The following is a 26,658-nucleotide window of genomic DNA, read 5'->3' on the forward strand; positions in this document are numbered from 1 at the left end:
GTAGGTCTTGCCCTCGTACTTGGCCTGCTCGATCAGGCTGGGCTGGAACTTGTCCTGCTCGGCGAGGGCCTCGGTGCCGTCCAGCGGCGCGAAGACCTCGAGGGCCAGGCGCTTGGCCCGCACTATGTCGGGGTCGCGCGGGTCCAGGACGTCGCGCAGCCCGAACGCCTCGTCCGCGTACCGGCGGGCCCGGGCCGTCCGCCGGGTTTTCTCGATCCGCATCCGCTTCATCTGCGCAGCCCTCCGACCCGTGGCCCGCCCGCTCCGCAGCCGGAGCGGCCGGTCCGCACTGACAACCTGTGCCTGCACGACACGGCCTCCGTCCGCCGGACGTGGCCGTGTCCCCCGTGGGAAGCCTGCATTCCCGCTCCCGGCCCGCCGTAACCCCGGCGCGGGACATGCCGTTGGAAACTGCCTCCCGCCGAGCCCGTGATCGTGCCCCGCGCTCCCGCCGGACTGTCGGTGCTCGCCAGTAGGGTGTGAGACATGGCCGACCCCTCCAGCTACCGCCCCAAGCCGGGTGAGATCCCCGACTCGCCGGGGGTCTACAGGTTCCGTGACGAGCACCGCCGGGTGATCTACGTCGGAAAGGCGAAAAGCCTGCGCCAGCGCCTGGCGAACTACTTCCAGGACCTGGCGGGCCTGCACCCGCGCACCCGCTCCATGGTCACCACGGCCGCCTCCGTGGAGTGGACGGTGGTGTCCACGGAGGTCGAGGCGCTCCAGCTGGAGTACTCCTGGATCAAGGAGTACGACCCCCGGTTCAACGTCAAGTACCGCGACGACAAGAGCTACCCGTACCTCGCGGTGACGATGAGCGAGGAGTACCCGCGCGTACAGGTGATGCGCGGTCACAAGAAGAAGGGCGTGCGCTACTTCGGGCCGTACGCGCACGCGTGGGCGATCCGCGACACGGTCGACCTGCTCCTGCGCGTCTTCCCCGTGCGCACCTGCTCGGCCGGTGTCTTCAAGAACGCCGCCCGCACCGGCCGCCCCTGCCTCCTCGGCTACATCGGCAAGTGCTCGGCCCCCTGCGTCGACCGCGTCTCCGCCGAGGAGCACCGCGAACTGGCCGACGAGTTCTGCGACTTCATGACCGGCCGGACGAACACGTACATCCGCCGCCTGGAGAAGCAGATGGGCGAGGCGGCCGAGGAGATGGAGTACGAGCGGGCGGCCCGCCTGCGCGACGACATCGAGGCCCTGAAGAAGGCCATGGAGAAGAACGCGGTCGTGCTCGCCGACGCGACCGACGCCGACCTCATCGCGGTCGCCGAGGACGAGCTGGAGGCGGCCGTCCAGATCTTCCACGTGCGCGGCGGACGCGTACGGGGCCAGCGCGGCTGGGTCACCGACAAGGTCGAGGAGATCACCACCGGGGCCCTGGTGGAGCACGCCCTGCAGCAGCTGTACGGCGAGGAGACGGGGGACGCCGTCCCCAAGGAGGTCCTCGTCCCCGCCCTGCCCGACCCCGTCGAGCCCGTCCAGGAGTGGCTCGCCGGGCGGCGCGGCTCCGGCGTCTCCCTGCGCATCCCGCAGCGCGGCGACAAGAAGGCGCTCATGGAGACCGTGCAGCGCAACGCCCAGCAGGCGCTCGTGCTGCACAAGACCAAGCGCGCCTCCGACCTCACCACGCGCTCGCGCGCGCTGGAGGAGATCGCCGACGCCCTCGACCTGGACAGCGCCCCGCTCAGGATCGAGTGCTACGACATCTCCCACCTCCAGGGCGACGACGTCGTCGCGTCCATGGTCGTCTTCGAGGACGGCCTCGCCCGCAAGAGCGAGTACCGGCGCTTCCAGATCAAGGGCTTCGCGGGTCAGGACGACGTCCGCTCCATGCACGAGGTGATCACCCGCCGCTTCCGGCGCTACCTCGCCGAGAAGGAGAAGACGGGCGAGTGGACCGACGGGGAGGACGCCGAGACCCCTGAGATCGACAGGAACGGCGAGATCGTCGGGACCGGCCTCACCGAGGACGACGGCCGCCCCAAGAAGTTCGCCTACCCGCCCCAGCTCGTGGTCGTCGACGGCGGCGCCCCGCAGGTCGCGGCGGCCCAGCGGGCCTTGGACGACCTCGGGATCGACGACATCGCCGTGTGCGGCCTCGCCAAGCGCCTGGAGGAGGTCTGGCTGCCCGGCGACGACGACCCGGTGATCCTGCCCCGCACCAGCGAGGGCCTCTACATGCTCCAGCGGGTCCGCGACGAGGCCCACCGCTTCGCGATCACCTACCAGCGCACCAAGCGGTCCAAGCGCTTCCGCTCCAGTCCCCTGGACGACGTCCCCGGCCTCGGGGAGACGCGCAAGCAGGCACTTCTGAAGCACTTCGGTTCGTTGAAGAAACTGCGATCCGCCACCATCGACCAGATCTGCGAGGTCCCGGGCATAGGCCGCAAGACCGCCGAGACGATCGCGGTGGCCCTCGCCCAGGCGGCCCCGGCCGCACCCGCCGTCAACACGGCGACTGGAGAGATCATGGAAGAGGAACCCGGCACCATGGGTTCCAGTGGGGAGCCCGTGACGACGGGCGCCCCGGACGAACGACGGGGGCAGGAGACATGAATGTGAACGAGCACGACGGGCAACACGAGCAAGCCGGAGACGGAGCACAGGTGAGTACGGCCACGCCCAACGACAAGGCCCCGGTCCCGGAGGCGGCCATCCCCGAGCTGGTGATCATCTCCGGCATGTCGGGGGCCGGCCGCTCGACGGCCGCGAAATGCCTGGAGGACCTTGGCTGGTTCGTCGTCGACAACCTGCCGCCCGCGCTGATCCCCACCATGGTGGAGCTCGGCGCCCGCTCCCAGGGCAACGTGGCGCGGATCGCCGTCGTCGTCGACGTCCGCGGCCGCCGCTTCTTCGACAACCTCCGCGAGTCCCTCGCCGACCTGGAGGCGAAGAACGTCACCCGGAGGATCGTCTTCCTGGAGTCCTCCGACGAGGCCCTGGTGCGCCGCTTCGAGTCGGTGCGCCGCCCGCACCCCCTCCAGGGCGACGGCCGCATCGTCGACGGCATCGACGCCGAGCGCGAGCTGCTCCGCGAGCTGCGCGGCGACGCCGACCTGGTGATCGACACCTCCAGCCTGAACGTGCACGAGCTGCGCGCCAAGATGGACGCCCAGTTCGCCGGCGAGGAGGAGCCGGAGCTGCGGGCCACGGTGATGTCCTTCGGCTACAAGTACGGCCTGCCGGTCGACGCCGACCTCGTCGTCGACTGCCGCTTCCTGCCGAACCCGCACTGGGTCCCGGAGCTGCGCCCGTACACGGGCCTCAACGAGGAGGTGTCCGGTTACGTCTTCAACCAGCCCGGCGCCAAGGAGTTCCTCGACCGCTACACCGAGCTGCTGCAGCTCGTCGCCACCGGCTACCGCCGCGAGGGCAAGCGCTACGTGACCATCGCCGTGGGCTGCACGGGCGGCAAGCACCGCTCGGTCGCCATGTCGGAGAAGCTCGCCGCCCGGCTCGCCGCCGAGGGCGTGGAGACGGTGGTCGTACACCGGGACATGGGACGCGAATGACACGACGTACTCCGCGGCTGAGCCGGCTGCGCCGGGTGATGCCCGAGGGCAACACCGGCGGAAAGGGCGGCCGGCCCGCCGAGGCCCGGGGCGCGAGGCCGCGCCGCCGGGGCGCCCAGCCCAAGGTCGTCGCCCTCGGCGGCGGCATGGGCCTGTCCGCCTCGCTCGCCGCCCTGCGCCGGATCACCGGCGACCTCACCGCCGTCGTCACCGTGGCCGACGACGGCGGCTCCAGCGGCCGGCTGCGTGACGAACTGGGCGTGCTGCCGCCCGGCGACCTGCGCAAGGCGCTGGCCGCGCTGTGCGGCGACGACGACTGGGGCCAGACCTGGGCCCGCGTCATCCAGCACCGCTTCCAGTCCAAGGGCGACCTGCACGAGCACGCGGTCGGCAACCTGCTGATCGTGGCCCTGTGGGAGCAGCTCGGCGACCACGTCCAGGCGCTCGACCTGGTCGGGCGGCTGCTGGGCGCACAGGGGCGCGTGCTGCCCATGTCCGCCGTGCCGCTGGAGCTCCAGGCCCTCGTCAAGGGCCACGACCCGGACCGCCCGGACGAGGTCGACACGGTCCGCGGCCAGGCCACGGTCGCCCTCACCCCGGGCGAGGTGCAGTCCGTGCACCTGGTCCCGAACGACCCGCCGGCCGTGCCCGAAGCGGTCGAGGCCGTCCTGGACGCGGACTGGGTGGTGCTCGGCCCCGGCTCCTGGTTCTCCTCGGTCATCCCGCACCTGCTGGTGCCCGAGCTGCTGGACGCGCTCACGCAGACGAAGGCCCGCCGGGTACTCTCCCTGAACCTCGCCCCGCAGCCCGGAGAAACCGAGGGCTTCTCCCCGCAGCGTCATTTGGAGGTTTTGGGACGACACGCCCCTAAACTCGCCCTGGACGTGGTGCTGGCCGACGAGGCCGCCGTGCCCGACCGCGACTTGCTCACCGACGCCGCCAAGCGGTTCGGGGCCGCGGTCGAGCTGGCGCCGGTGGCCCGGCCCGACGGGACCCCGAGGCACGACCCGGAGCTGTTGGCCGCCGCGTACGACCGTATTTTTCGGATGCATGGAAGGATCGGCCCATGGCGATGACGGCAGCGGTGAAGGACGAGATCTCCCGGCTCCCCGTCACCCGGACCTGCTGCAGAAAGGCGGAGGTCTCCGCCATCCTGCGGTTCGCCGGCGGCCTCCACCTGGTGAGCGGTCGGATCGTGATCGAGGCGGAGCTGGACACCGCCATGGCGGCCCGCCGCCTCAAGCGGGACATCCTGGAGATCTTCGGCCACAGCTCCGAACTGATCGTGATGGCACCGGGCGGGCTGCGCCGGGGCTCGCGCTACGTGGTGCGGGTCGTCGCCGGCGGTGATCAGCTGGCCCGCCAGACCGGCCTGGTCGACGGGCGGGGCCGCCCGATCCGCGGTCTGCCCCCGCAGGTGGTCTCGGGGGCCACCTGCGATGCCGAGGCCGCCTGGCGTGGCGCGTTCCTGGCGCACGGCTCGCTCACCGAGCCCGGCCGCTCCTCCTCCCTGGAGGTGACCTGCCCGGGTCCCGAGGCCGCGCTCGCCTTGGTCGGCGCCGCCCGCCGCCTGGCGATCGCCGCCAAGGCCCGCGAGGTGCGCGGCGTGGACCGGGTCGTCGTCCGCGACGGCGACGCGATCGGCGCCCTGCTCACCCGTCTCGGCGCCCACGAGTCGGTGCTGGCCTGGGAGGAGCGCCGGATGCGCCGCGAGGTGCGGGCCACGGCGAACCGGCTCGCCAACTTCGACGACGCCAACCTGCGCCGCTCGGCCCGCGCGGCCGTCGCCGCCGGCGCCCGGGTGCAGCGCGCCCTGGAGATCCTCGGCGACGACGTCCCCGAGCACCTCGCCGCGGCCGGCCGGCTCCGCATGGAGCACAAGCAGGCCTCCCTGGAGGAGCTGGGCGCGCTCGCCGACCCGCCGCTGACCAAGGACGCCGTCGCCGGCCGCATCCGCCGGCTGCTCGCCATGGCCGACAAGCGCGCCTCCGACCTCGGCATTCCGGGCACGGAGGCGAACCTCAGCGAGGAGCTGGCCGACAACCTCGTGGGCTGAGGCGACACGTCGTCAAGAAGCCGGTGCCGGAGCCCGCTTGGGTGACCGGCACCGGCTTTCGCGTGTCGCTGAGGCACCCTTGACTCGATCATGGACTGTCATGAGCCTGGCATCTGTTCGCTGCTGTGGCGAACCCACGCTAGGGGGGTTCATGAGACGAAGAGCGAGATCGATCCTCGCTGTCGGCGCGCTCCTGATCGGCGGAGCGAGCATCGCGCCCATCGCCCAGGCACAACCGGAACGCACACCCCCGTCCGACCCGGACGAAGTCAAGGTCTTCCGCGCCGACGTCACCCACGAGCAGGTACCCCTGCTGCTCGCGGCCGGCCAGGACGGCCACGAACTCAGCGAGCAGGTGCCCGAGAAGGGCACGGCCACCATCGAGGTCATCCTGACCGACCAGCAGGCGAAGAAGCTGGCGGAGCAGGGCGTCGACCTCACCGAGCACGACCTCTCCGCCAAGGCGGAAGCCCGTGTCGAGGCCGCCGCCGAGGGCGTGTTCCGCCCGTACAGCGGCGAGAACGGCCTGAAGGAGGAACTCCTCCGGACCGCCGGGCGGAACCCGGACCTCACCAAGGTCGTCTCCATCGGCAAGACCGTCCGGGGCCAGGACATCCTCGCGCTGAAGCTCACCAAGGGCGCGAAGAAGACGAAGGACGGCTCCAAGCCCTCCGTCCTCTACCTGTCCAACCAGCACGCGCGCGAGTGGATCACGCCGGAGATGACCCGGCGCCTGATGCACCACTACCTGGACAACTACAAGAAGGACCGGCGCGTCAAGAAGATCGTCGACTCCACCGAACTGTGGTTCGTCCTCTCGGCCAACCCCGACGGTTACGACCACACCTTCGCCGACGACGCCAACCGCATGTGGCGCAAGAACCTGCGGGACGTCAACGGCGACGGCACCATCACCACCGGCGACGGCGTCGACCTCAACCGCAACTTCGCCTACAAGTGGGGCTACGACAACGAGGGCTCGTCCCCCAACCCCACCAGCGAGACCTACCGCGGCGCGGGCCCCAACTCCGAGCCCGAGACCAGGGCTCTGGACGCCTTCGAGAGGCGGATCGGCTTCACCTACGGCATCAACTACCACTCCGCCGCCCAGCTGATCCTCTACGGAGTCGGCTGGCAGGTGGCCACATCCACCCCCGACGACGTCCTGTACGAGGCGCTCGCCGGCACGCCCGAGAACTCCGCGGTACCGGGCTACCGCCCGCAGGTCTCCTCCGAGCTGTACACGACCAACGGCGAGGCCGACGGCCACGCGGCGAACGTCAACGGGATGGCGATGTTCACCCCGGAGATGTCGACCTGCCAGGCCGCCTCCAACGTCGACCCGAACGACGAGTGGAAGCCCTCCGACTGCCGGTCGATCTTCACCTTCCCCGACGACGAGAAGCTGATCCAGCAGGAGTTCGCCAAGAACGTCCCGTTCGCGCTCTCCGTCGCCGAGTCCGCCTCGCACCCCGACCGGCCGTCCTCGTCGGTCGGACTGAGCGCGGCCGACTTCACCCCGTCGGCGTTCCCGACGTCCTACTCGCGCGGCGCCGACCAGGAGGTCTCCGTCGTCGCACGGAAGTCGCTGCGCGACAAGGAGCTGAAGTACCGCGTCAACGGCGGCCGCACCGAGGACATGGCGCTCAAGCCCTGGAAGGGCGGTGAGACCTACGGCGGTGAGGACAACCTCTACTTCGACGAGTACCGGGCCAAGGTCAAGGACGGCGACCCGGGCGACAAGGTCGAGGTGTGGTTCACCGGCGAGACGAGGAACGGCAAGAAGGTCTCCAGTGAGCGCTTCACCTACACCGTCGCCGAACGGCCCCGGGCCGACACCCTCGTCGTCGCCGAGGAGGGCGCGGCGGCCACACAGGCGCAGAAGTACGTCGACGCGCTCAAGGCCAACGGCCGCAGGGCAGCCGTCTGGGACGTCGCCGAGCGGGGCGCGCCGGACGCGCTGGGCGTGCTGAGCCACTTCGACACCGTCGTCCACTACACGGGCTCGGGCGTCCCCGGGAACGCCACGCAGCTGCAACTGCGCGCCTTCCTCAACGAGGGCGGCCGGCTGATCGAGGCCGGCGAGCAGGCCGGCGGCAGCGTCGACCTCGGCGACGGCACCCCGTCCGACGACTTCAGCCAGTACTACCTGGGGGCCTACAGCCGGAACTCGGCGGCCGGAGCCACCGGCTTCACCGGCTCCGGTGAGCTGGGCGGCTTCACGGGCCCGCTCGCCGCGGCGCCCGGCAACCCGCTGGACAAGGCCGGCCGGTACGGCGTCACCTCCGACGAGCTGCCCGTCGAGAAGTTCCCGCAGTTCGCGAGCGAGGGCGCCGGACAGTTCGCCGGGGCCGTCAACCCCTACGGCCCCTACGCGGGCTCCTCGATGGCCGCCGCCGTCCACACCGACGACGCCTACAAGCGCCTCACCCGCACCGTCGACCTCACCGGTGTCACCGCGGCCGACCGGCCCACTCTGCGCAGCCGGCTGATGTGGGACACCGAGCCCGGCTACGACAACGTCCTGGTCGAGGCCCACACCGCGGGCGCCGACGACTGGACGACCCTGCCCGAGGCGGGCGGCGCCACCAAGGCCACGGTGCCGGCGGAGTGCGAGGGCGGCTTCTACATCCGCGAGCACCCCTGGCTGAAGCACTACCTGACGCAGTCGGACGACGGCTGCACCGCCACCGGCAGCACCGGGTCGTGGAACAGCCTCACCGGCACCTCCAGCGGCTGGCAGCAGGTCGACTTCGACCTCAGCGCCTACGCCGGCCGGACCGTCGAGATCTCGATCAGCTACGTCACCGACCCGGGCACCGGCGGTTACGGCGTCCTGGCCGACGAGGCCTCGCTCGTCGTCGGCGGCACGGCGAAGGAGACCGAGGGCTTCGAGACCTCGCTCGGCGTCTGGAAGGTCGCCGGACCGCCCGCGGGCAGCCCGGCCGTCACCAAGGACTGGACCCGCACCGGGACCCTGTTCCAGACGTACGGCGCGGTCACCACGGACGACACCGTGCTGCTCGGCTTCGGCCTGGAGCACGTCGCCGCGCCCGCCGACCGGGCGGCGCTGATGAGGAAGGCCCTCGCCTCACTGGACGTGTGACCTGCCGGGAGGGGGGAACCCCCCGGTCAACAGGCACCACTCCGCGTAGCGAAATCGGGTGATCTCGCTCTCGGAGGCGGGCGGTCCGTACCCCTACTGGCCGGTACGGACCGCCCTGCCGTGTATGGGGCATCTGGATGTCACCACCCGGGCCTCAGGGAGGTAGGGTCGGAGTCGGTCGGGGACATCCCAAACAGAGCTCGCCGGCACCTCATGGCCGGCGTACCAACGAGGAGATCGGTTCGTGACGATCCGCGTAGGCATCAACGGCTTCGGCCGCATCGGTCGTAACTACTTCCGCGCGCTGCTGGAGCAGGGTGCAGACATCGAGATCGTGGCTGTCAACGACCTGGGTGACACCGCGACCACCGCTCACCTGCTGAAGTACGACACCATCCTGGGCCGCCTCAAGCAGGAGGTCTCGCACACCGCCGACACGATCACCGTCGACGGCAAGACCATCAAGGTCCTCTCCGAGCGCAACCCCGCCGACATCCCGTGGGGCGAGCTGGGCGTCGACATCGTCATCGAGTCGACCGGCATCTTCACCAAGAAGGAAGACGCCGCGAAGCACCTGGCCGGCGGCGCCAAGAAGGTCCTCATCTCGGCTCCGGCCAAGGACGAGGACATCACCATCGTGATGGGCGTCAACCAGGACAAGTACGACCCGGCGAACCACCACGTCATCTCCAACGCCTCCTGCACCACCAACTGCGTGGCGCCGATGGCCAAGGTCCTCGACGAGAACTTCGGCATCGTCAAGGGCCTGATGACGACGGTGCACGCGTACACGAACGACCAGCGCATCCTGGACTTCCCGCACAAGGACCTGCGCCGCGCCCGTGCCGCCGCCGAGAACATCATCCCGACCACGACCGGTGCCGCCAAGGCCACCGCGCTGGTCCTGCCGCAGCTCAAGGGCAAGCTGGACGGCATCGCGATGCGCGTCCCGGTCCCGACCGGCTCGGTCACCGACCTGGTCGTCGAGCTCGGCCGCGAGGTCACCAAGGAAGAGGTCAACGCCGCCTTCCAGAAGGCCGCCGAGGGCGAGCTCAAGGGCCTCCTCGAGTACACCGAGGACCCGATCGTCTCCTCCGACATCGTCAACGCCCCGGCGTCCTGCACCTTCGACTCCTCCCTGACCATGGTCCAGGAGGGCAAGAACGTGAAGGTCATCGGCTGGTACGACAACGAGTGGGGCTACTCCAACCGCCTCGTCGACCTCACGGTCTTCGTCGGCGACCAGCTCTGATATCCAGAGCAGGCACCTCGATGTGAGAGCAGGGCTCGGGCGGCGCAGGGACGCGCCGCCCGAGCCCTGACTCGCGTCCTGATCATGTTGGATCCCGAGCGCTTCCGAGCGATCACGAGCCCTCCCCAGGAGTCCCCTTCATGAAGACGATCGACGAACTTCTCTCCGAAGGCGTCGCCGGCAAGCGGGTCTTCGTCCGCGCCGACCTGAACGTGCCGCTGGACGGCACCACCATCACCGACGACGGCCGCATCCGCGCCGTGCTGCCCACCGTCAAGGCGCTGGCCGAGGCGGGCGCCCGCGTGGTCGTCGCCTCCCACCTGGGCCGCCCCAAGGGTGCTCCGGACCCGGTCTTCTCCCTCGCCCCCGCCGCCGCGCGCCTCGGTGAGCTGCTCGGCGCCGACGTGGCGTTCGCGACCGACACGGTCGGCGAGTCCGCCGAGGCCACCGTCGCCGGCCTCGCCGACGGCCGGGTCGCCGTCGTCGAGAACCTCCGCTTCAACGCCGGCGAGACCAGCAAGGACGACGCCGAGCGCGCCGCCTTCGCGGACCGGCTCGCCGCCCTCGCGGACGTCTACGTCAGCGACGGCTTCGGCGCCGTGCACCGCAAGCACGCCTCCGTGTACGACCTCCCGGCGCGGCTGCCGCACTACGCCGGCTACCTGATCGCCAACGAGGTCGGCGTCCTCAAGAAGCTCACCGACGACGTCAAGCGGCCCTACGTCGTCGCCCTCGGCGGCGCGAAGGTCTCCGACAAGCTCGCCGTCATCGACCAGCTACTCGGCAAGGCCGACCGCATCCTCATCGGCGGCGGCATGGCCTACACCTTCCTCAAGGCCAAGGGCTACGAGGTCGGCAAGTCCCTCCTGCAGGAGGACCAGGTCCCGGCCGTCCAGGAGTACATCGAGCGGGCCGAGAAGACCGGCGTCGAGCTGGTCCTGCCCGTCGACGCCCTGGTCGCGACCGAGTTCCCGGACCTGAAGACCAAGGCCCCGGCCAACCCCACGACCGTCGCCGCGGACGCCATCCCGGCCGACCAGGAGGGCCTCGACATCGGGCCCGAGACCCGCAAGCTGTACGCGTCCAAGCTCGCCGACGCCGCCACCGTCTTCTGGAACGGTCCCATGGGCGTCTTCGAGCACCCCGACTACGCCGAGGGCACCAAGGCGGTCGCCCAGGCCCTCATCGAGTCCCCGGGCTTCACCGTGGTCGGCGGCGGAGACTCCGCCGCCGCCGTGCGCACCCTGGGCTTCGACGAGTCGGCATTCGGCCACATCTCGACCGGAGGCGGCGCCTCCCTCGAATACCTCGAGGGCAAGACGCTCCCCGGCCTCGCCGCACTGGAGGACTGACCCTTTATGAGCACGCGCACGCCGCTGATGGCGGGCAACTGGAAGATGAACCTCAACCACCTCGAGGCCATCGCGCACGTCCAGAAGCTCGCCTTCGCCCTGGCCGACAAGGACTACGAGGCCGTCGAGGTCGCCGTCCTGCCGCCCTTCACCGACCTGCGCTCCGTGCAGACCCTGGTCGACGGCGACAAGCTCAAGATCAAGTACGGCGCCCAGGACATCTCGGCGCACGACGGCGGTGCCTTCACCGGCGAGATCTCCGGCCCGATGCTGGCCAAGCTGAAGTGCACGTACGTCGCCATCGGCCACAGCGAGCGCCGCCAGTACCACGGCGAGACCGACGAGCTGGTGAACGCCAAGGTCAAGGCAGCCTACAAGCACGGCCTGACCCCCATCCTGTGCGTCGGCGAGGAGCTGGAGGTCCGCGAGGCGGGCAACCACGTCTCGCACACCCTCGCCCAGGTCGAGGGCGGCCTGAAGGACCTCCCCGCCGAGCAGGCCGAGACCGTCGTGATCGCCTACGAGCCCGTGTGGGCCATCGGCACCGGCAAGGTCTGCGGCGCCGGGGACGCCCAGGAGGTCTGCGCGGCGATCCGCGGCAAGCTCGCCGAGCTGTACACGCAGGACGTGGCCGACAAGATCCGCATCCAGTACGGCGGCTCCGTGAAGTCCGGCAACGTCGCCGAGATCATGGCCCAGGCCGACATCGACGGCGCCCTGGTCGGCGGCGCCTCCCTGGACGCCGACGAGTTCGTCAAGATCGTGCGCTTCCGCGACCAGTGAGTATGCGCTAACGGCGATTCGTCGTACCCTTGCGGGGTCCAGCACAGTGCTGGGCCCCGCGTCGTCCATCCGAATCCGAGGAAGTTGGTCCAGCCGTGGTTTTGGGGTTCTCGATCGCCCTGATCGTCTTCAGCCTGCTGCTGATGCTGCTGGTGCTGATGCACAAGGGGAAGGGCGGCGGCCTCTCCGACATGTTCGGTGGCGGCATGCAGTCCTCCGTCGGCGGCTCCTCGGTCGCCGAGCGCAACCTCGACCGGATCACCGTCGTGGTCGGTCTGTTGTGGTTCGCGTGCATTGTCGTGCTCGGCATCCTGATGAAGGTGAACAACTGACCGAGCCGCAATCCGCACGGAACCCGCACGTAAGGCCCCATGTTCGGTACGCGCAGCTGAGCGCGGCCTATCATGGGGCTTGCGTCTAGGTGTGAGGGTTGTAACTCCAATCACTGGACGCGCGTTGGGCCTTACGTAGACTGAGGCGCTCGCAGCGAAGCGGAACGCCGACTCGCTTCGCGGCACCATCACGCAGGGAGTTACGACCGTGGCAAGTGGCAACGCGATCCGGGGAAGCCGGGTCGGGGCGGGGCCGATGGGCGAGGCCGAGCGCGGCGAGTCCGCGCCCCGGCTGCGCGTCTCCTTCTGGTGCTCCAACGGACACGAGACCCAGCCGAGCTTCGCCAGCGACGCGCAGGTGCCCGACACCTGGGACTGTCCCCGCTGCGGCTTTCCGGCCGGCCAGGACCGGGACAACCCCCCGGACCCGCCGCGCACCGAGCCCTACAAGACGCACCTGGCGTACGTGCGGGAGCGGCGCAGCGACGCGGACGGCGAGGCGATCCTCGCCGAGGCGCTCGCCAAACTGCGGGGCGAGATCTAAGAGTTGAGACCGGCCGGGCACCAGCGGGTGCCCGGCCGGAGCTGCTTCACGCACCGGCCGGACGGCCGCTCGCCGACCGATTGTCAGTGGTGCCCTCTACGGTTTGTGCATCGGGCGAACCGTGAGGGGGAGCAGTGACGACGGTCGAGGTGGAGAGCGTGCGCGCGCCCGCGTGGCGCGGTGGCTTCGGGCGGCTGTGGAGTGCCGCCGTGCTGTCCAGCTTCGGTGACGCGCTGCGCACGGCCGCGCTGCCCCTGCTGGCCGTCACGCTCACCGACGAGCCGCTGCTCATCGCCTCCGTCACGGCCTGCGGCTATCTGCCCTGGATCGTCTTCGGCCTGCTCGGCGGGGCCGTCGCCGACCGCGTGGACCAGCGGCGCGCCATGTGGCTCGTGGACGCCTTACGCGGGCTGCTGGTCGCCGCGTTCGCGGTGGCCGTCGCCCTCGGCCACGCCTCGATCGGCCTGCTCATCGCGCTGGCCTTCGCCCTCACCACTCTGCAGACCCTCTTCGACAACGCGGCCACGGCGCTGCTGCCCGCCCTGGTCGACCGGGACGCGCTCGGCAGCGCCAACGCCCGGCTGATGACCGGCCAGCGCATCGCGGGCGGCCTGCTGGGCGGGCCCGTCGTGCCGCTGCTGCTGGCGGCCGGGGCGGCCGTGCCGTTCGCGGCCGACGCCGTGACCTTCCTGGTGGCCGCCGCGCTGATCGCCTCGCTGCCGGGCGCCGCGCCCGACCGGAAGCCGAGACCGGCGGGCAGCACACTGCGCCGGGAGATCGCCGAAGGGCTGCGCGCGCTGACGCGGGACAAGGCCCTGCGCGGACTGTGCGCCGCCACCGCCCTGTGCAACATCGGCATGGGCGCCCTCGTCGCCACCCTCGTGGTCCTGGTGACCGGCTGGCTCGACGCGGGCAACGCGGCATACGCGGCGGCGATGACCGCGTACACGGCAGGCAGCCTGGCCGGCGGGGCCCTCGGCGGCCGGCTCGTCGCCCGCTTCGGACGGATGCGCATGGTGCTCGTCGCCGGGAGCGTGCAGACCGCCGCGCTCCTCGTCATGGGATCGGTGCGCAGCCTGCTCGCGCTGGTGGCCGCCTTGGCGGTCTTCGGGTTCATGGGAATGGTGTGGAACGTCAACACCACCACGCTGATACAGCAGCGCAGCCCCGCCGAGCTGCTGGGCCGCGTGAGCTCCGCCTACCGGACGCTCGCGGTCGCGGGCGCGCCCCTCGGCGCACTGCTGGGCGGAGCCGTCGCCACGGCCTGGGGCGAGAACACCCCGGCCCTGCTCGCGGCCGCCTTCTTCGTCCTGTCCGTCACCGCGCTGATACCCGCGCGCCGTGCGGACGTACCTGTTGTTGCGCCGCAGGACAGGGCGACGACAGGCCACGGCAACCGCTGATCAACTAGGTTGGGACCGGCAGCGGGGCGGTTACGCAGCAGCACAGGCAGGACAGGAAAGAGGCTGAAGTCCGAGATGAACGCAGACGGCCGTACCAGGCTCAACCAGACGCCCGAGTGGACGGCACTGGCCAAGCACCGCGAGGAGCTGGCCGATGTCCGGCTGCGCGAGCTGTTCGCCGCCGACGCCGGCCGCGGCACCGCGTACACCCTGCGGGTCGGCGACCTGTACATCGACTACTCCAAGCACCTCGTCACCGACGACACGCTGCGACTGCTGCGCGAACTGGCCTCCGCCGCCGACGTGTTCGGGCTGCGCGACGCCATGTTCCGGGGCGAGAAGATCAACACCACCGAGAACCGGGCCGTGCTGCACACCGCGCTGCGCGCGCCGCGGGACGCGGTCGTCGAGGTCGACGGCGAGAACGTGGTGCCCGGAGTGCACGCGGTGCTCGACAAGATGGCCGGCTTCGCGGACCGGGTGCGCTCGGGCGAGTGGACCGGCCACACCGGCAAGCGGATCCGCAACGTCGTCAACGTCGGCATCGGCGGCTCCGACCTCGGGCCCGCGATGGCCTACGAGGTGCTGCGCGCCTTCACGGACCGCTCCCTGACCCTGCGTTTCGTGTCGAACGTGGACGGCGCCGACCTGCACGAGGCGGTCCGGGACCTGGACCCGGCGGAGACCCTGTTCATCATCGCCTCCAAGACCTTCACCACCATCGAGACGGTCACCAACGCCACCTCCGCGCGTTCCTGGCTGCTGGCCGCGCTCGGTGACGAGGCCGCCGTGGCCCGGCACTTCGTCGCCCTGTCGACGAACGCGGAGAAGGTCGCCGAGTTCGGCATCGACACGGCCAACATGTTCGAGTTCTGGGACTGGGTCGGCGGCCGCTACTCCTACGACTCCGCGATCGGCCTGTCCCTGATGATCGCGATCGGCCCGGACCGCTTCCGGGAGATGCTCGACGGCTTCCGCATCGTCGACGAGCACTTCCGGACGGCGCCCGCCGAGTCCAACGTGCCGCTGCTGCTGGGCCTGCTGGGCATCTGGTACGGCAACTTCCACGACGCCCAGTCGCACGCGGTGCTGCCGTACAGCCACTACCTGTCCAAGTTCACGGCCTACCTCCAGCAGCTCGACATGGAGTCCAACGGCAAGTACGTCGACCGGGACGGGCGAGAGGTGGAGTGGCAGACCGGGCCGGTGGTGTGGGGCACGCCGGGCACCAACGGGCAGCACGCCTACTACCAGCTCATCCACCAGGGCACGAAGCTGATCCCGGCGGACTTCATCGGCTTCGCGCGTCCGGTCGCCGAGTTGAGCGACGAGCTGAAGGCGCAGCACGACCTGCTGATGGCCAACTTCTTCGCCCAGACGCAGGCGCTCGCCTTCGGCAAGACGCCCGAGGAGGTGCGGGCCGAGGGCGTGCCGGAGGATCTGGTGCCGCACAAGACGTTCCAGGGCAACCACCCCACGACGACGATCCTGGCGCCCGAGCTGACGCCGTCCGTCCTGGGACAGCTGGTCGCCCTCTACGAGCACAAGGTGTTCGTGCAGGGGGCGGTGTGGAACATCGACTCCTTCGACCAGTGGGGCGTGGAGCTGGGCAAGGTCCTCGCCAAGCGCGTCGAGCCCGCGCTGACGGAGGGCGCCGAGGTCGAGGGCCTGGACGCCTCCACGAAGGCACTGGTCGCCACGTACCGGGAGCTGCGCGGCCGGCAGTGACGACCCCGGGGCGGTAGGCCGCCGGGCGGGAGGCACGTCGTGCGTTTCCCGCCCGGCCGAGGGGAGTTGCCGTTCGCCCTCGTCGGACGCGGTGTCAGGCCACCGCGCTCAGCGTGTCCGCCAGTCGCCGTCGTGCCGCCCGGGCGGCGGGTACGGCGGCGAGGGCCGCCGCGCACAGGACGGCCGCCGCCCCGAGCAGCAGCACGAGCGGGGCGGACGGGCCCTGGGCGATGCCGGCGCCGATGCCGCTGGATCTGCCCTGGGCGTCGATCAGCCAGTGGGCCAGCGGCAGGCCCAGAGCGGTCGCGGCGAGCACGGCCGCGAGAGCGGTGAGGCCGGTGGCCGTCACGGTGATCGCCGTGATCTGCCGGGGCGACAGGCCGATGGCCTTCAGCGCGAGCAGGTCCCGTTCGCTCTCGCGGACCGTGCCGCCGATCGCGGTCAGCAGCTCGATCAGGCCGATCAACGCCAGCACGGCGACGAGTCCGGCGACGACCGCGCGCAGCGGGGAGAGCCCGTCGGCGGGGTTCGTCACGGTGTGCACGTCCAGGTGGCCGCGTCCGGCCGTGGCCAGCCGGTCGGCGACCTCCCGCGGGTCGGCACCGCGGTCCAGGCGCAGTTCGTACAGGGTCGGGCGGAGCCCGGGGTCGTTGGCGCGGAGGGTGTCGAGGGACGTGGAGATGACCCGGCCGGCGTTCTCCGGCTCGATGCTGCGGCCCACGATGTGCAGGATCTGCGGCTGGTCCCCGACGGTCATCCGCACCCAGTCGCCGACGCGCACGTCCAGCAGGTCGAGCAGCCCCTGTCCGGCCACGGCCTCGTCGGCGCCGCGGGCGGGGCGGCCCTCGGCGAGGGTGTACGGGTAGGGGTCCTGGCGGGTGCCGAGGCCGCGCAGGGCGATGGTCGCCGTCTGGCCCGGGACCAGGGCGGCCGTCTCGACGCCCGGGTAGGCGGCGGTCACCTGCGGGTCGCGTTCCAGGAGGGTGCGGGCCTCCCGGTCGGTGAGGTCGGTGTCGGCGCGGACGCTGAGCGTGGTGGGCAGGCCGATCTGCTCGGGCCTGCTGTGGAAGCGGTCGATGGTGGTCCAGGCGCTCATCGCCACGACGATCAGCAGCAGCGGCAGCGTGAGGCGGGCGACCGTGGCCAGGGACCGGGGGCGGCGGGTGAACGCCTTGTGCCAGCCCAGCACCAGCGCGGGCGGGATCCGCACGCCCAGGGCCCGGCGGGCCACGCCGGACAGGCGCCCGCCCGGGATCGCGGCGGGCCTCGGCACCGGCACCGGCGGCACGCGCCCCGCCCGCCAGGCGGCCAGCCCGGTGGTGGCGCCGATGAACAGCACCGCGCCCACCGGGATCACGAGCAGCGCGACAGTGTGTCCGGGCAGCCCCTGCCACACCCCGACCGCGTCCCCGAACCGTCCGGGAATCCGGCTGCCGAGGGCCTCGGCGAGCGCGGCGGCGGCCACGGCACCCAGCAGGGCGTAGGCGAGGTGCTGGAGGAGGAAGACGCGGACGACCTGACCGGGGGTGAAGCCGATCGCCTTCAGCACCGAGAGGTCACGGAGGTGGCCGCGGATGCGGGTGCTGATGGCGCCGTGCACGGCGAGCCCGGCGGCGACCAGCGCGCCCAGCCCGAACAGGCCGAGCACCTGGCCGAGCAGCCGGTTGTCGCCCTGCGCCTCGGCCCGGGCCTGCTGCCACGTCGACACCTCGCCGATCGCCCCGGCGCCCAGCACGGTCACGGCGCGCTGGACGGCGTAGGACGTGTCGCCCGGGTCCGTCAGCCGCAGCCCGATCACCTGGCCGCCGGGATCCGGCACGGCCGACGGCAGCGCCCACACCAGTCCTGGCTGCTCACCGGGCCGGTAGCGCGGCTCGGCGCTGTCGGCGAGGCCGACGACGGTCAGCTCGCGGGCGGTGCCGGTCACGGTGAGGGTGTCGCCGGGCTCGGCGAGCAGGGCGCGGGCCAGGCGGCTCTCCAGGACCACGCCGTTCGGGGTCGCGGGGTCCAGCCAGTGGCCGGAGACGATCGGGGGGCGGCCGACGGAGGGCCGTTCCGGGGTGCCGCGCAGTTCGACGGAGGCACGGCTGCCGCGCGAGGAGACGGTGGCGGAGGCGGTGGGGTAGGGGCCGGCGACGGCGTCGACGCCGTCCAGCCCGGCCAGCCTGCCGGTGTCGGCGGCGGTGTCGGTGTGCAGCCAGACGTGGGCGCCGTGCGACTGCGTGAAGACGCGCTGCCAGGGGTTGGTGGCGTACCCGAACAGGGCCGTGGCCAGCAGCAGCGAGGCGACGATGCCCGCGGTGGCGAGGACGAGGAACAGCGCCTCGCCGCGGTGCGTGCGCAGATCGGAGTGGGCCCAGCGCAGGGTGGCTCGCATACGGGTCAGCCCCTCCGGGGATCGTCGTACACGCGCATGTCAGTCCCTGAGCTCCAGCACGCCGGATATCCCGGCCCGGCGCGGCGGGGTGCCGCCGTCGAGGGCCGCGTCGTCGGCGATCCGGCCGTCGAAGAAGCTGATCACCCGGTCCGCGGCACTCGCCAGCCGGGCGTCGTGCGTGACCAGCAGGATCGTCTGGCCGCGCTGGTGGAAGCGGGTCAGCAGCCGCATCACCTCGCGGGTGCCCTTGCTGTCGAGGCTGCCCGCGGGTTCGTCGGCGAGCAGCAGCGGCGGGTGGTTGACCAGGGCCCGGGCGAGGGCCACGCGCTGCTGCTCGCCGCCGGACAGCTCGCCCGGCATGCTGCGCTCCTTGCCGGTCAGGCCCAGCTCGGCCAGCAGCTGCTCCCGCTCGGCCCGCGCCTGCTTCGGCGGGACCCCGGCCAGCAGCGCCGGCAGCTCGACGTTGTCGGCGACGGACAGGTTGGACACGAGGTTGAAGAACTGGAAGACGATCCCGATCCGCTTCCTGCGCTCCACCGCCCAGCGGGCCTCGCTGTAGGAGTCGGTCGGCTCGCCGTCGAGCCAGATGCTGCCGGCGTCCGGCCGCTGGAGCCCGCCGAGCAGGTGCAGCAGCGTCGACTTGCCGGCGCCGGACGGGCCGGTGATCGCCACGAACTCGCCCTGCCGCACGCACAGGTCGACCCCGCGCACGGCATGGGCGGGCGCGCCCTCGCCGTGGTGCGTCTTCACCAGCCCCTCGGCGCGCAGCACAGGAGCGGGACGGTCGTCGCTCACTCCAGCTCCTCCAGCTCTTCCTGGCACCGCTCCAGCCAGTCGAGGTCGGCCTGCAGGTGCAGCATCGCGCCCTCGATCAGCAGGTGGGCGATGCGGTTGTCGCGGTCTTCGGCGGCGGCCAGCTTCGACAGCTGCCGCATGGTGTTCAGGTACTGGCGCCGCTGCTGGTTGATCAGGGAGATCTGGTCGGCGAGGCCGGTCTGCGGGGCGAGCGCCAGCTTCATGAAGAACTCGTCCCGTACCCGCGGCTCGTCCTCGGGCTCCTCGAACCAGGCGCGCAGCGCCTCCCGCCCGGCGTCGGTGAGGTGGTAGACCTTTTTGTTGGGCCGGCTGGACTGCGCCACGTCCTCGCCCTCGATCAGTCCCGACTTCTCGAGGCGGCCGAGGGTCACATAGATCTGGCCGACGTTCGGCTGAGGGTACGCGGAGCCCAGCAGTTGCTCAAGGTCCTGCTTGAGCTCGTAGCCGTGGGCGGGTCCGCGGGCGAGGAGTGCCAGGAGGGGCAGGCGCACGCGTGCAGTCCTCCTGTCCGGTCCAATGTGCTCCAGGCCCTAGTATCGCCCATACCTAACGGGTATACATGGCCTCTGTTCCGGGCAAGGGTGCCCGTCGCCGGTGTACAGGGAGGAACCTATGCGGTGGATCCATGCCGCGGGTAGGGGCCTTCTCGTTCTCGTCGTGGTCCTGACCGGTCACGTCGCCGCCGGAGCGCAGGCCGGAGAGCCGCCTAAGGGCGGTCGCGGACCGCTCACCCTGGCCACCGCCGGGGACCTCACCGGCTACCTCGGCCCCCTGCTGGAGGGCTGGAACCGCACCCATCCCGGCGAGAAGGTCACGCTCGTCGAGCTGCCCGACTCGGCCGACGAGACCCAGGCGCAGATGGTCACCGACCTGCGCGACCGGGACCGCAGCCGGTTCGACGTGCTCAACATCGACGTCAACTGGACCTCGGAGTTCGCCGCCGCCGGGTGGATCAGGCCGCTGCCGCGCGACCGCTTCCCGCTGAAGACCTTCCTCCAGCCCGTCGTGGACACGGCGACCTACGACGGGCAGCTCTACGCCGTCCCGTACGTCACCAACGCCGGACTGCTCCTCTACCGCAAGGACGTCCTGGCGAAGGAGGGCGTCGAGCCGCCGCGCACCTGGGCGGAGCTGGAGCGGTACGCGAAGACCCTCGCCCCGAAGCATGGCCTCGACGGGTACGCCGGACAGTTCCTGCCCTACGAGGGCCTCACCGTCAACGCGGCCGAGGCCGTCTACTCGGCGGGCGGCTCGATCCTCGGCGACGAGGGCGCACGCGTCACCGTCGACTCGGCGGCGGCCCGCGAGGGCATCGGCTTCCTGGCGCGAGGGGTACGCGAGGGCTGGATCCCGCGGGAGGCCCTGACGTACAAGGAGGAGGAGTCCAAGCAGGCCTTCCAGGACGGCCGGCTGCTCTTCCTGCGGAACTGGCCGTACGCCTACGTCGGCGCCTCCGCCCCTGGGTCGAGGGTCGCCGGGAAGGTCGGCGCCGTACCCCTGCCCGGGCCCGACGGGCCGGGGACGAGCGTCCTCGGCGGCTCCAACCTGGCCGTCAGCGCGCACGCCCGGCACCCCGACTCGGCCGCCCGGCTGATCGCGTACCTCACCAGTGAGCGCGTGCAGCGCCAGGTCCTCACGCGGGGCGCGCTGCCGCCCGTGCGGGCCGATCTCTACGAGGACCCGGAGCTGATCCGCCGGTTCCCCTACCTGCCGACCCTGCGTCAGAGCGTGCTGTCCGCCGCGCCGCGCCCCAAGAGCCCGCGCTACGACCAGGTCAGTCTGGCCGTGCAGGCGGTCGTGCACGACGCGATGGCCGGGCGGCAGACGCCCGAGGCGGCGGTGCGGCGTCTGGCGCGGGAGCTGGCGGCCATCTCCAGCCGCTAGTTACTTGTTAAGTAACGGCGACGTCTCATCTGTCATGCGATTGACCCGGTAGGTCCGTATTTGGCGACCCAACTTGCCAGTAACCGCTGTTCTTTTCATTGACACCCCTGCGACACGCCTACCTAACATGCATGCATGTTGAGTAAGTACCACTGGTGGCGCGACGCCGTGATCTATCAGGTGTATGTCCGCAGCTTCCTGGACAGCACCGGCGACGGCATCGGAGATCTCGCCGGGGTCCGCGCGGGGCTGCCCTACCTCAAGAAGCTCGGCGTCGACGGGATCTGGCTGAGCCCCTTCTATCCCTCGCCGCAGCACGACCACGGTTACGACGTGGCCGACTACTGCGACGTCGACCCGCTCTTCGGCGACCTCGGCGAGTTCGATCTGCTGGTGGGCTCCGCGCGGCGGCTCGGCATCAAGGTGCTGCTCGACATCGTCCCGAACCACTGCTCCAGCGAGCACCCCTGGTTCCGCGAGGCCCTCGCCGCCGCCCCCGGCAGCCCGGCCCGGGCCCGCTTCCACTTCGCCGACGGCCGGGGAGCCGACGGCTCCGAGCCGCCCAACAACTGGCACTCCATGTTCGGCGGCCCCGCCTGGACCCGGATCACCGAGCCCGACGGCCGGCCCGGCCAGTGGTACCTGCACATGTTCGCCCCCGAGCAGCCCGACTGGAACTGGCGCAACCCCGAGATCGGCGCCGAGTTCGACCGGATCCTGCGCTTCTGGCTCGACCGGGGCATCGACGGCTTCCGCATCGACGTCGCCGCCGGCCTCTACAAGCACCCCGAGCTGCCCGACTCCGACGACCCGGAGGCCGACGCCCGCACCCGCGACTCGGTCAACCCGCTCGCCTGGAACCAGCCCGAGGTCCACGACGTGTGGCGCCGCTGGCGCTCCACCTGCGAGGAGTACACCGAGCGCGACGGCCGCGAACGCCTCCTCGTCGGCGAGGTCTCCGTCCCCACCGCCCGCGAGCACGCCCAGTACGTCCGCCCCGACGAACTGCACCAGGCCTTCTTCTTCGACCTGCTCAGCGCACCCTGGGACCCGGACGCCTTCCGCAAGGTCATCTCCGAGGCCATGCAGGACATCGCCGGCACCGGCTCCACGGTCACCTGGGTCCTCAACAACCACGACCAGGTCCGCACCGTCACCCGCTACGGCGAACCCGCCACCGAGGGCAGCGGCCTCGGCGCCGCCCGGGCCCGCGCCGCCGCCCTGCTGATGCTGGCCCTGCCCGGAGCCGCCTACATCTACCAGGGCGAGGAGCTCGGGCTGCCGGAGGTCGTGGACCTGCCGGACGACGTGCTCACCGACCCGATCTTCCGCCGCACCGGAAGCAGGGCCCGCATCCGTGACGGCTGCCGGGTGCCGCTGCCCTGGTCGGGCCAGGCCTCGCCGTTCGGCTTCACCCCGGGCGCGGAGAGCGCCAAGCCGTGGCTGCCGCAGCCCGAGTACTTCGCCGAGTACGCCACCGACCGCGCCCTCGCCGACACCCGCTCCTTCTGGCACCTGTACCGCGACGGCCTCCAACTGCGCGCCGCACTGCCCCAGTTGGGCGAAGGCACCCTGAGCTGGCTCGACACCCCGCCCGGCGTCCTCGCCTTCGAGCGCGGCGACCTGGTGTGCGCCGTCAACTTCGGCACCGCCCCCACCCCCGCGCCGGTCCCCGGCACCCCGCTGCTCGCCAGCGGCCCCTGTCCGCCCGGAGTCCTCTCCGGCTCGACGGCCGCCTGGTGGATCCGTTCCTGAACGCCCCGCAAGTCAACTCCCCGAAGGGACATCAACGATGATGCGACGACGTACCACCCTGCTCACCGGCTGCACCGCTCTCGTCCTGGCGCTCGGCGCGACCGCCTGCGGCGGCGGCCCGGTCACGGCCGGCGGCGGCGACAAGGCCCTCGACGGCCAGACCGTCACCGTCGCCGGCGTCTGGTCCGGCACCGAGCAGAAGAACTTCCAGAAGGTCCTGGACGCCTTCACCGAGAAGACCGGCGCCAAGACGCAGTTCACCTCCACCGGCGACAACGTCTCCACCGTCGTCGGCAGCAAGATCGAGGGCGGCAACGCCCCCGACGTCGTGATGGTCCCGCAAGTCGGTGTGCTCAAGCAGTTCGCGCAGAAGGGCTGGCTCAAGCCGCTGTCGAAGAAGACCGAGCAGGCCGTCGACGCGGGCTACGCCCCCGTGTGGAAGGACTACGGCAGCGTCGACGGCACCCTGTACGGCCTGTACTTCAAGGCCGCCCACAAGTCGACGGTCTGGTACAGCCCCGACGCCCTCGCCCAGGCCGGGGTGAAGCCCCCGAAGACCTACGACGAGATGCTCAAGGCCGGGCAGACCGTCTCCGACTCCGGGCTCGCCGCGTTCTCCGTCGCCGGACAGGACGGCTGGACCCTCACCGACTGGTTCGAGAACGTCTACCTCTCCCAGGCCGGACCCGAGAAGTACGACGCCCTCGCCGCGCACAAGCTGAAGTGGACCGACCCGTCCGTCGTCGACGCCCTCACCACCCTCGGCAAGCTCTTCAAGGACAAGCAGCTCATCGCGGGCGGCCAGAAGGGCGCGCTGAACACCGACTTCCCCGGCTCGGTGGAGAAGGTGTTCGGGCCGGAGCCCGAGGCGGGCATGGTCTACGAGGGCGACTTCGTCGCCGGTGTCGCCAAGGACCAGTTCGGCAAGAAGGTCGGCGAGGACGCGAACTTCTTCCCGTTCCCGGCGGTCGGCGGCGGCGAGGCCCCCGTCGTCAGTGGCGGTGACGCCGCCGTCGTCCTCAAGGACGGCAAGAACCAGAAGGCCGCCCAGGCGCTCCTGGAGTACCTGGCCACCCCGGAGGCCTCCGCGGTGTGGGCCGAGGCCGGCGGTTTCCTCTCCCCGAACAAGAAGCTCGACCTCGCCTCCTACGGCGACGACGTCACCCGCGCCACCGCCGAGTCCCTGGTCGAGGCCGGTGACTCGGTCCGCTTCGACATGTCCGACCAGGCCCCCGCGGCCTTCGGCGGCACCAAGGGCGCCGGCGAGTGGAAGCTGCTCCAGGACTTCCTGCGCGACCCGTCCGACCCGAAGGGCACCGCGGCGAAGCTGGAGGCCGCGGCGGCCAAGGCGTACCAGGACTGATACGCCATGACTGCCACCCTCGTGAAAGAGACGAGCCCGCCGGCGCCGCCCGGCCCGGTCGCCGACCGCACCCGGCGGCTGCGGCGGCGCGGGAAGATCGTCGCCCTGCTGTTCGTCTTCCCGGCGCTGCTGCTGCTCGGCGCGCTCGTCGTCTACCCCGTGCTGTTCAGCGTCGGCCGGAGCTTCTTCGACGCCTCCGGGACGACGTTCGTCGGCGGCGACAACTACACCGAGATGTTCCGCGACCCGGCGACCCTCAAGGCCGTGCGCAACACGGCCATCTGGGTCGTCGTGGCCCCGGCCCTGCTCACCGGCCTCGGCCTGATCCTGGCCGTCCTGGTGGAGAAGGTCCGCTGGGCCACCGCCTTCAAACTGCTCCTCTTCATGCCGATGGCGGTCTCCTTCCTCGCCGCCGGCATCATCTTCCGCCTCGCCTACGACGAGGACCCCGACAAGGGCGTGCTGAACGCCGCGGTCGTCTCGGTCCACGACGCCTTCGAGGCCGAGTCCTCCTACCCGACGGCCCGGGCGCGTGACGGCCAGGGCCTGACGAAGGAGAAGGACGGCTCGTACCGCACGAGCGCCTCGGTCTCGCCCGGGGACGCGATGACGCTGGGCCTGGTCGGCGTGCAGCCCGGCGACCTGCCCGGCGACGCCCGGCCCGCGTCCGGGGCGGCAGGGCGGAAGGCCGGCCCCGGCGAACTGCGCGGTGTCGTCTACCTGGACTTCACCCCCGGCGGGGGAGGGGAGCAGGGCAAGGTCGACGCGCGGGAGAGCGGACTGCCCGGAATGAAGGTCGAGGCGGTCCGCGACGGCAAGCCGGTCGCCACGACGACCACCGCCGCCGACGGTGCCTTCCGCTTCGAGGGCCTGGAACCCGGCTCCTACGCGGTGAAGCTGCCGGCGTCCAACTTCGCCCCACCCTACGAGGGTGTCTCCTGGCTGGGACCGGCGCTGGTCACCCCGGCGATCATCGGTGCCTACCTGTGGATCTGGACCGGCTTCGCGATGGTGCTGATCGGGGCGGGCCTGTCGACGCTGCCCCGGGACGCGCTGGAGGCGGCCCGGATGGACGGCGCCAACGAGTGGCAGATCTTCCGCCGCATCACGGTCCCACTGCTGGCCCCGGTCCTCACGGTCGTCTTCGTCACCCTCGTCATCAATGTGATGAAGGTCTTCGACCTCGTCTACATCATCGCGCCCGGGCCCGTGCAGGAGGACGCGACCGTCCTCGCGACGCAGATGTGGCTGGTGTCGTTCGGCGGCGGCAACAACCAGGGCCTCGGCAGCGCGCTCGGTGTGCTGCTCCTGCTGCTGGTGGTCCCGGCCATGGTGTTCAACGTCCGGCGTTTCCGAAGGAGTCAGCGATGAACGCGGTGCGGCGCGGGCTGGGCAACGGAGTCGTCCAGGCCTTCCTCGTGGTGGTGGGGCTGGTGTGGATGACCCCGCTGGCCGGACTGTTCCTGTCCTCGCTGCGGTCCGCCGAGGACACGGCGAAGGGCGGCTGGTGGACGGTGTTCACCAGCCCCGGGCAGCTGTCCTTCGACAACTACTCCTCGCTGCTGGGGAACGCCGGCATCACGCAGGCGTTCTGGAACACGGTGCTGATCTCGGTGCCGACGACGGTGCTGGTCGTGGTCGTCGCGGCGCTCGCGGGGTACGCCTTCGCGTGGCTGGACTTCCCCGGGCGGGAGGCGATCTTCCTGGTCGTGGTCGCGCTGCTGGTGGTGCCCGTGCAGATCGGTCTGCTGCCGGTGGCCAAACTGTTCGGACAGCTGGGCCTGTTCGGCACGATCCCCGGAGTCGTGCTCTTCCATGTGGCCTACGGCCTGCCGTTCGCGGTGTTCCTGCTGCGGAACTACTTCGCCGAGATGCCGAAGGAGATGCTGGAGGCGGCCCGGATGGACGGCGGCAGCGAGTGGCGCATCTTCACGCGGCTCGTCCTGCCCGTGGGGCGGCCGGCCATCGCCTCCCTGGCCATCTTCCAGTTCCTGTGGGTGTGGAACGACATGCTGGTGGCGCTGCTGTTCGCGGACAGCGCGTCGCAGCCCCTCACTGTGGAACTCCAGTCCCAGATACGCCAGTTCGGCAGCAACATCGACGTCCTGGCGCCCGGGGCGTTCGTGTCCCTGGTCGTCCCTGTCGTCGTGTTCTTCGCGTTCCAGAAGCACTTTGTGCAGGGCGTGATGGCGGGGTCGGTCAAGTAGCCGCTGTACCAGGGGGCTCCGCCTCCTGGACCCCCAACCTTCGCCCACCCGCCACCCGAAGTGGTCGGCCAGGAGGCCGGACTCGCGAGTTGCCCCATGCAAGGGCAGTTTCGGGCGGTGGGTGGGCATCGGCGGCCTGGGGCGACACTTGTGCGGCCCCCCGGTGGCCCCCGCTTCAGGCC

The 26,658-nt window shown here is 71.2% G+C and carries 21 protein-coding genes; 17 read left to right on the top strand and 4 right to left on the bottom strand.

All coding sequences use genetic code 11. The features are described 5' to 3' along the window. A partial coding sequence (locus tag ABZ948_RS37565) for a hypothetical protein (protein ID WP_359767420.1) occupies positions 1 to 222 on the bottom strand: 222 nt, incomplete at its 3' end. Positions 223 to 486: 264 nt separating this feature from the next. Here ABZ948_RS37565 and uvrC point away from each other — a divergent pair. The 12 genes from uvrC to pgi all read left to right on the top strand — a co-directional run bounded on the left by uvrC (position 487) and on the right by pgi (position 16,074). Then, on the top strand, positions 487 to 2,562 hold the full coding sequence (gene uvrC, locus ABZ948_RS37570) for an excinuclease ABC subunit UvrC (RefSeq protein WP_359767391.1): 2,076 nt from the start codon (positions 487 to 489) through the stop codon (positions 2,560 to 2,562). Continuing rightward, positions 2,559 to 3,518, top strand: coding sequence for an RNase adapter RapZ (rapZ, locus tag ABZ948_RS37575; RefSeq protein ID WP_359767393.1), 960 nt, complete (start codon positions 2,559 to 2,561; stop codon positions 3,516 to 3,518). Before uvrC ends, rapZ begins: the two co-directional genes overlap by 4 nt. Further along, entirely contained in the window at positions 3,515 to 4,594 is a 1,080-nt protein-coding gene (locus tag ABZ948_RS37580) for a gluconeogenesis factor YvcK family protein (protein WP_359767395.1), read from the top strand. The genes rapZ and ABZ948_RS37580 overlap by 4 nt, the downstream gene beginning before the upstream one ends. Further along, positions 4,585 to 5,574: a DNA-binding protein WhiA gene (whiA, locus tag ABZ948_RS37585; RefSeq protein ID WP_359767397.1), complete on the top strand. Its 990-nt coding sequence runs from the start codon at positions 4,585 to 4,587 to the stop codon at positions 5,572 to 5,574. Before ABZ948_RS37580 ends, whiA begins: the two co-directional genes overlap by 10 nt. A 151-nt stretch (positions 5,575 to 5,725) precedes the next feature. Further along, on the top strand, positions 5,726 to 8,680 hold the full coding sequence (locus ABZ948_RS37590; protein ID WP_359767398.1) for a M14 family metallopeptidase: 2,955 nt from the start codon (positions 5,726 to 5,728) through the stop codon (positions 8,678 to 8,680). Between the two features lie 244 nt (positions 8,681 to 8,924). Then, complete coding sequence (gene gap, locus ABZ948_RS37595) at positions 8,925 to 9,932, top strand: type I glyceraldehyde-3-phosphate dehydrogenase (RefSeq protein WP_031121201.1); 1,008 nt, start codon at positions 8,925 to 8,927, stop codon at positions 9,930 to 9,932. A 140-nt stretch (positions 9,933 to 10,072) separates the two neighbouring features. Continuing rightward, positions 10,073 to 11,284 (top strand): phosphoglycerate kinase, encoded by a 1,212-nt coding sequence (locus ABZ948_RS37600; protein WP_359767400.1) that lies wholly within the window; start codon positions 10,073 to 10,075, stop codon positions 11,282 to 11,284. Positions 11,285 to 11,290: 6 nt separating this feature from the next. Next, complete coding sequence (gene tpiA, locus ABZ948_RS37605) at positions 11,291 to 12,067, top strand: triose-phosphate isomerase (protein ID WP_359767402.1); 777 nt, start codon at positions 11,291 to 11,293, stop codon at positions 12,065 to 12,067. Positions 12,068 to 12,162: 95 nt separating this feature from the next. Further along, the gene (gene secG, locus ABZ948_RS37610; RefSeq protein WP_031121198.1) at positions 12,163 to 12,399 is read left to right on the top strand and encodes a preprotein translocase subunit SecG; all 237 of its coding nucleotides are present in this window, start codon (positions 12,163 to 12,165) and stop codon (positions 12,397 to 12,399) included. A 208-nt stretch (positions 12,400 to 12,607) separates the two neighbouring features. Beyond that, the gene (locus ABZ948_RS37615; protein ID WP_078066843.1) at positions 12,608 to 12,943 is read left to right on the top strand and encodes an RNA polymerase-binding protein RbpA; all 336 of its coding nucleotides are present in this window, start codon (positions 12,608 to 12,610) and stop codon (positions 12,941 to 12,943) included. A 134-nt stretch (positions 12,944 to 13,077) separates the two neighbouring features. Continuing rightward, the gene (locus ABZ948_RS37620) at positions 13,078 to 14,346 is read left to right on the top strand and encodes an MFS transporter (RefSeq protein WP_359767404.1); all 1,269 of its coding nucleotides are present in this window, start codon (positions 13,078 to 13,080) and stop codon (positions 14,344 to 14,346) included. 75 nt (positions 14,347 to 14,421) lie between these two features. Beyond that, positions 14,422 to 16,074, top strand: coding sequence for a glucose-6-phosphate isomerase (gene pgi / locus ABZ948_RS37625; RefSeq protein ID WP_359767405.1), 1,653 nt, complete (start codon positions 14,422 to 14,424; stop codon positions 16,072 to 16,074). Between the two features lie 94 nt (positions 16,075 to 16,168). Here pgi and ABZ948_RS37630 read toward each other — a convergent pair whose 3' ends face one another. Genes ABZ948_RS37630 through ABZ948_RS37640 form a run of 3 tightly spaced genes read right to left on the bottom strand, consistent with a single transcriptional unit; the run spans position 16,169 to position 19,758 of the window. Further along, entirely contained in the window at positions 16,169 to 18,451 is a 2,283-nt protein-coding gene (locus ABZ948_RS37630; protein WP_359767407.1) for an ABC transporter permease, read from the bottom strand. A 39-nt stretch (positions 18,452 to 18,490) separates the two neighbouring features. Then, positions 18,491 to 19,246, bottom strand: a complete 756-nt coding sequence (locus ABZ948_RS37635; protein ID WP_359767409.1) for an ABC transporter ATP-binding protein — start codon at positions 19,244 to 19,246, stop codon at positions 18,491 to 18,493. Beyond that, the gene (locus ABZ948_RS37640) at positions 19,243 to 19,758 is read right to left on the bottom strand and encodes a PadR family transcriptional regulator (protein ID WP_114251383.1); all 516 of its coding nucleotides are present in this window, start codon (positions 19,756 to 19,758) and stop codon (positions 19,243 to 19,245) included. The genes ABZ948_RS37635 and ABZ948_RS37640 overlap by 4 nt, the downstream gene beginning before the upstream one ends. A gap of 121 nt (positions 19,759 to 19,879) precedes the next feature. Between ABZ948_RS37640 and ABZ948_RS37645 the strand changes: the two genes are divergently transcribed. The 5 genes from ABZ948_RS37645 (at position 19,880) to ABZ948_RS37665 (ending at position 26,476) form a co-directional block, all read left to right on the top strand. Then, positions 19,880 to 21,151, top strand: coding sequence for an ABC transporter substrate-binding protein (locus tag ABZ948_RS37645; RefSeq protein WP_359767411.1), 1,272 nt, complete (start codon positions 19,880 to 19,882; stop codon positions 21,149 to 21,151). A gap of 135 nt (positions 21,152 to 21,286) precedes the next feature. Further along, positions 21,287 to 22,906 carry a glycoside hydrolase family 13 protein gene (locus ABZ948_RS37650; protein WP_359767413.1) on the top strand — a complete coding sequence of 540 codons (1,620 nt, stop codon included), beginning with the start codon at positions 21,287 to 21,289 and terminating at the stop codon, positions 22,904 to 22,906. A 37-nt stretch (positions 22,907 to 22,943) separates the two neighbouring features. Continuing rightward, positions 22,944 to 24,269, top strand: a complete 1,326-nt coding sequence (locus ABZ948_RS37655) for an ABC transporter substrate-binding protein (RefSeq protein ID WP_359767415.1) — start codon at positions 22,944 to 22,946, stop codon at positions 24,267 to 24,269. 6 nt (positions 24,270 to 24,275) lie between these two features. After that, on the top strand, positions 24,276 to 25,640 hold the full coding sequence (locus tag ABZ948_RS37660; RefSeq protein ID WP_359767417.1) for an ABC transporter permease: 1,365 nt from the start codon (positions 24,276 to 24,278) through the stop codon (positions 25,638 to 25,640). Then, a complete protein-coding gene (locus ABZ948_RS37665) occupies positions 25,637 to 26,476 on the top strand; it encodes a carbohydrate ABC transporter permease (protein WP_037757022.1) in 840 nt (279 codons plus the stop codon). The genes ABZ948_RS37660 and ABZ948_RS37665 overlap by 4 nt, the downstream gene beginning before the upstream one ends. Positions 26,477 to 26,658 lie beyond the last annotated feature (182 nt).

Source organism: Streptomyces olindensis, from assembly GCF_040645895.1.
Lineage (GTDB): Bacteria > Actinomycetota > Actinomycetes > Streptomycetales > Streptomycetaceae > Streptomyces > Streptomyces olindensis.

What these genes read in the sequence shown, in the direction of transcription:
- uvrC (WP_359767391.1), top strand. Translation starts at nt 487, where the DNA reads ATGGCCGACCCCTCCAGCTACCGCCCCAAGCCGGGTGAGATCCCCGAC.
- rapZ (WP_359767393.1), top strand. Translation starts at nt 2,559, where the DNA reads ATGAATGTGAACGAGCACGACGGGCAACACGAGCAAGCCGGAGACGGA.
- ABZ948_RS37580 (WP_359767395.1), top strand. Translation starts at nt 3,515, where the DNA reads ATGACACGACGTACTCCGCGGCTGAGCCGGCTGCGCCGGGTGATGCCC.
- whiA (WP_359767397.1), top strand. Translation starts at nt 4,585, where the DNA reads ATGGCGATGACGGCAGCGGTGAAGGACGAGATCTCCCGGCTCCCCGTC.
- ABZ948_RS37590 (WP_359767398.1), top strand. Translation starts at nt 5,726, where the DNA reads ATGAGACGAAGAGCGAGATCGATCCTCGCTGTCGGCGCGCTCCTGATC.
- ABZ948_RS37600 (WP_359767400.1), top strand. Translation starts at nt 10,073, where the DNA reads ATGAAGACGATCGACGAACTTCTCTCCGAAGGCGTCGCCGGCAAGCGG.
- tpiA (WP_359767402.1), top strand. Translation starts at nt 11,291, where the DNA reads ATGAGCACGCGCACGCCGCTGATGGCGGGCAACTGGAAGATGAACCTC.
- pgi (WP_359767405.1), top strand. Translation starts at nt 14,422, where the DNA reads ATGAACGCAGACGGCCGTACCAGGCTCAACCAGACGCCCGAGTGGACG.
- ABZ948_RS37630 (WP_359767407.1), bottom strand. Translation starts at nt 18,451, where the DNA reads ATGCGAGCCACCCTGCGCTGGGCCCACTCCGATCTGCGCACGCACCGC.
- ABZ948_RS37645 (WP_359767411.1), top strand. Translation starts at nt 19,880, where the DNA reads ATGCGGTGGATCCATGCCGCGGGTAGGGGCCTTCTCGTTCTCGTCGTG.
- ABZ948_RS37650 (WP_359767413.1), top strand. Translation starts at nt 21,287, where the DNA reads ATGTTGAGTAAGTACCACTGGTGGCGCGACGCCGTGATCTATCAGGTG.
- ABZ948_RS37655 (WP_359767415.1), top strand. Translation starts at nt 22,944, where the DNA reads ATGATGCGACGACGTACCACCCTGCTCACCGGCTGCACCGCTCTCGTC.
- ABZ948_RS37660 (WP_359767417.1), top strand. Translation starts at nt 24,276, where the DNA reads ATGACTGCCACCCTCGTGAAAGAGACGAGCCCGCCGGCGCCGCCCGGC.
- ABZ948_RS37665 (WP_037757022.1), top strand. Translation starts at nt 25,637, where the DNA reads ATGAACGCGGTGCGGCGCGGGCTGGGCAACGGAGTCGTCCAGGCCTTC.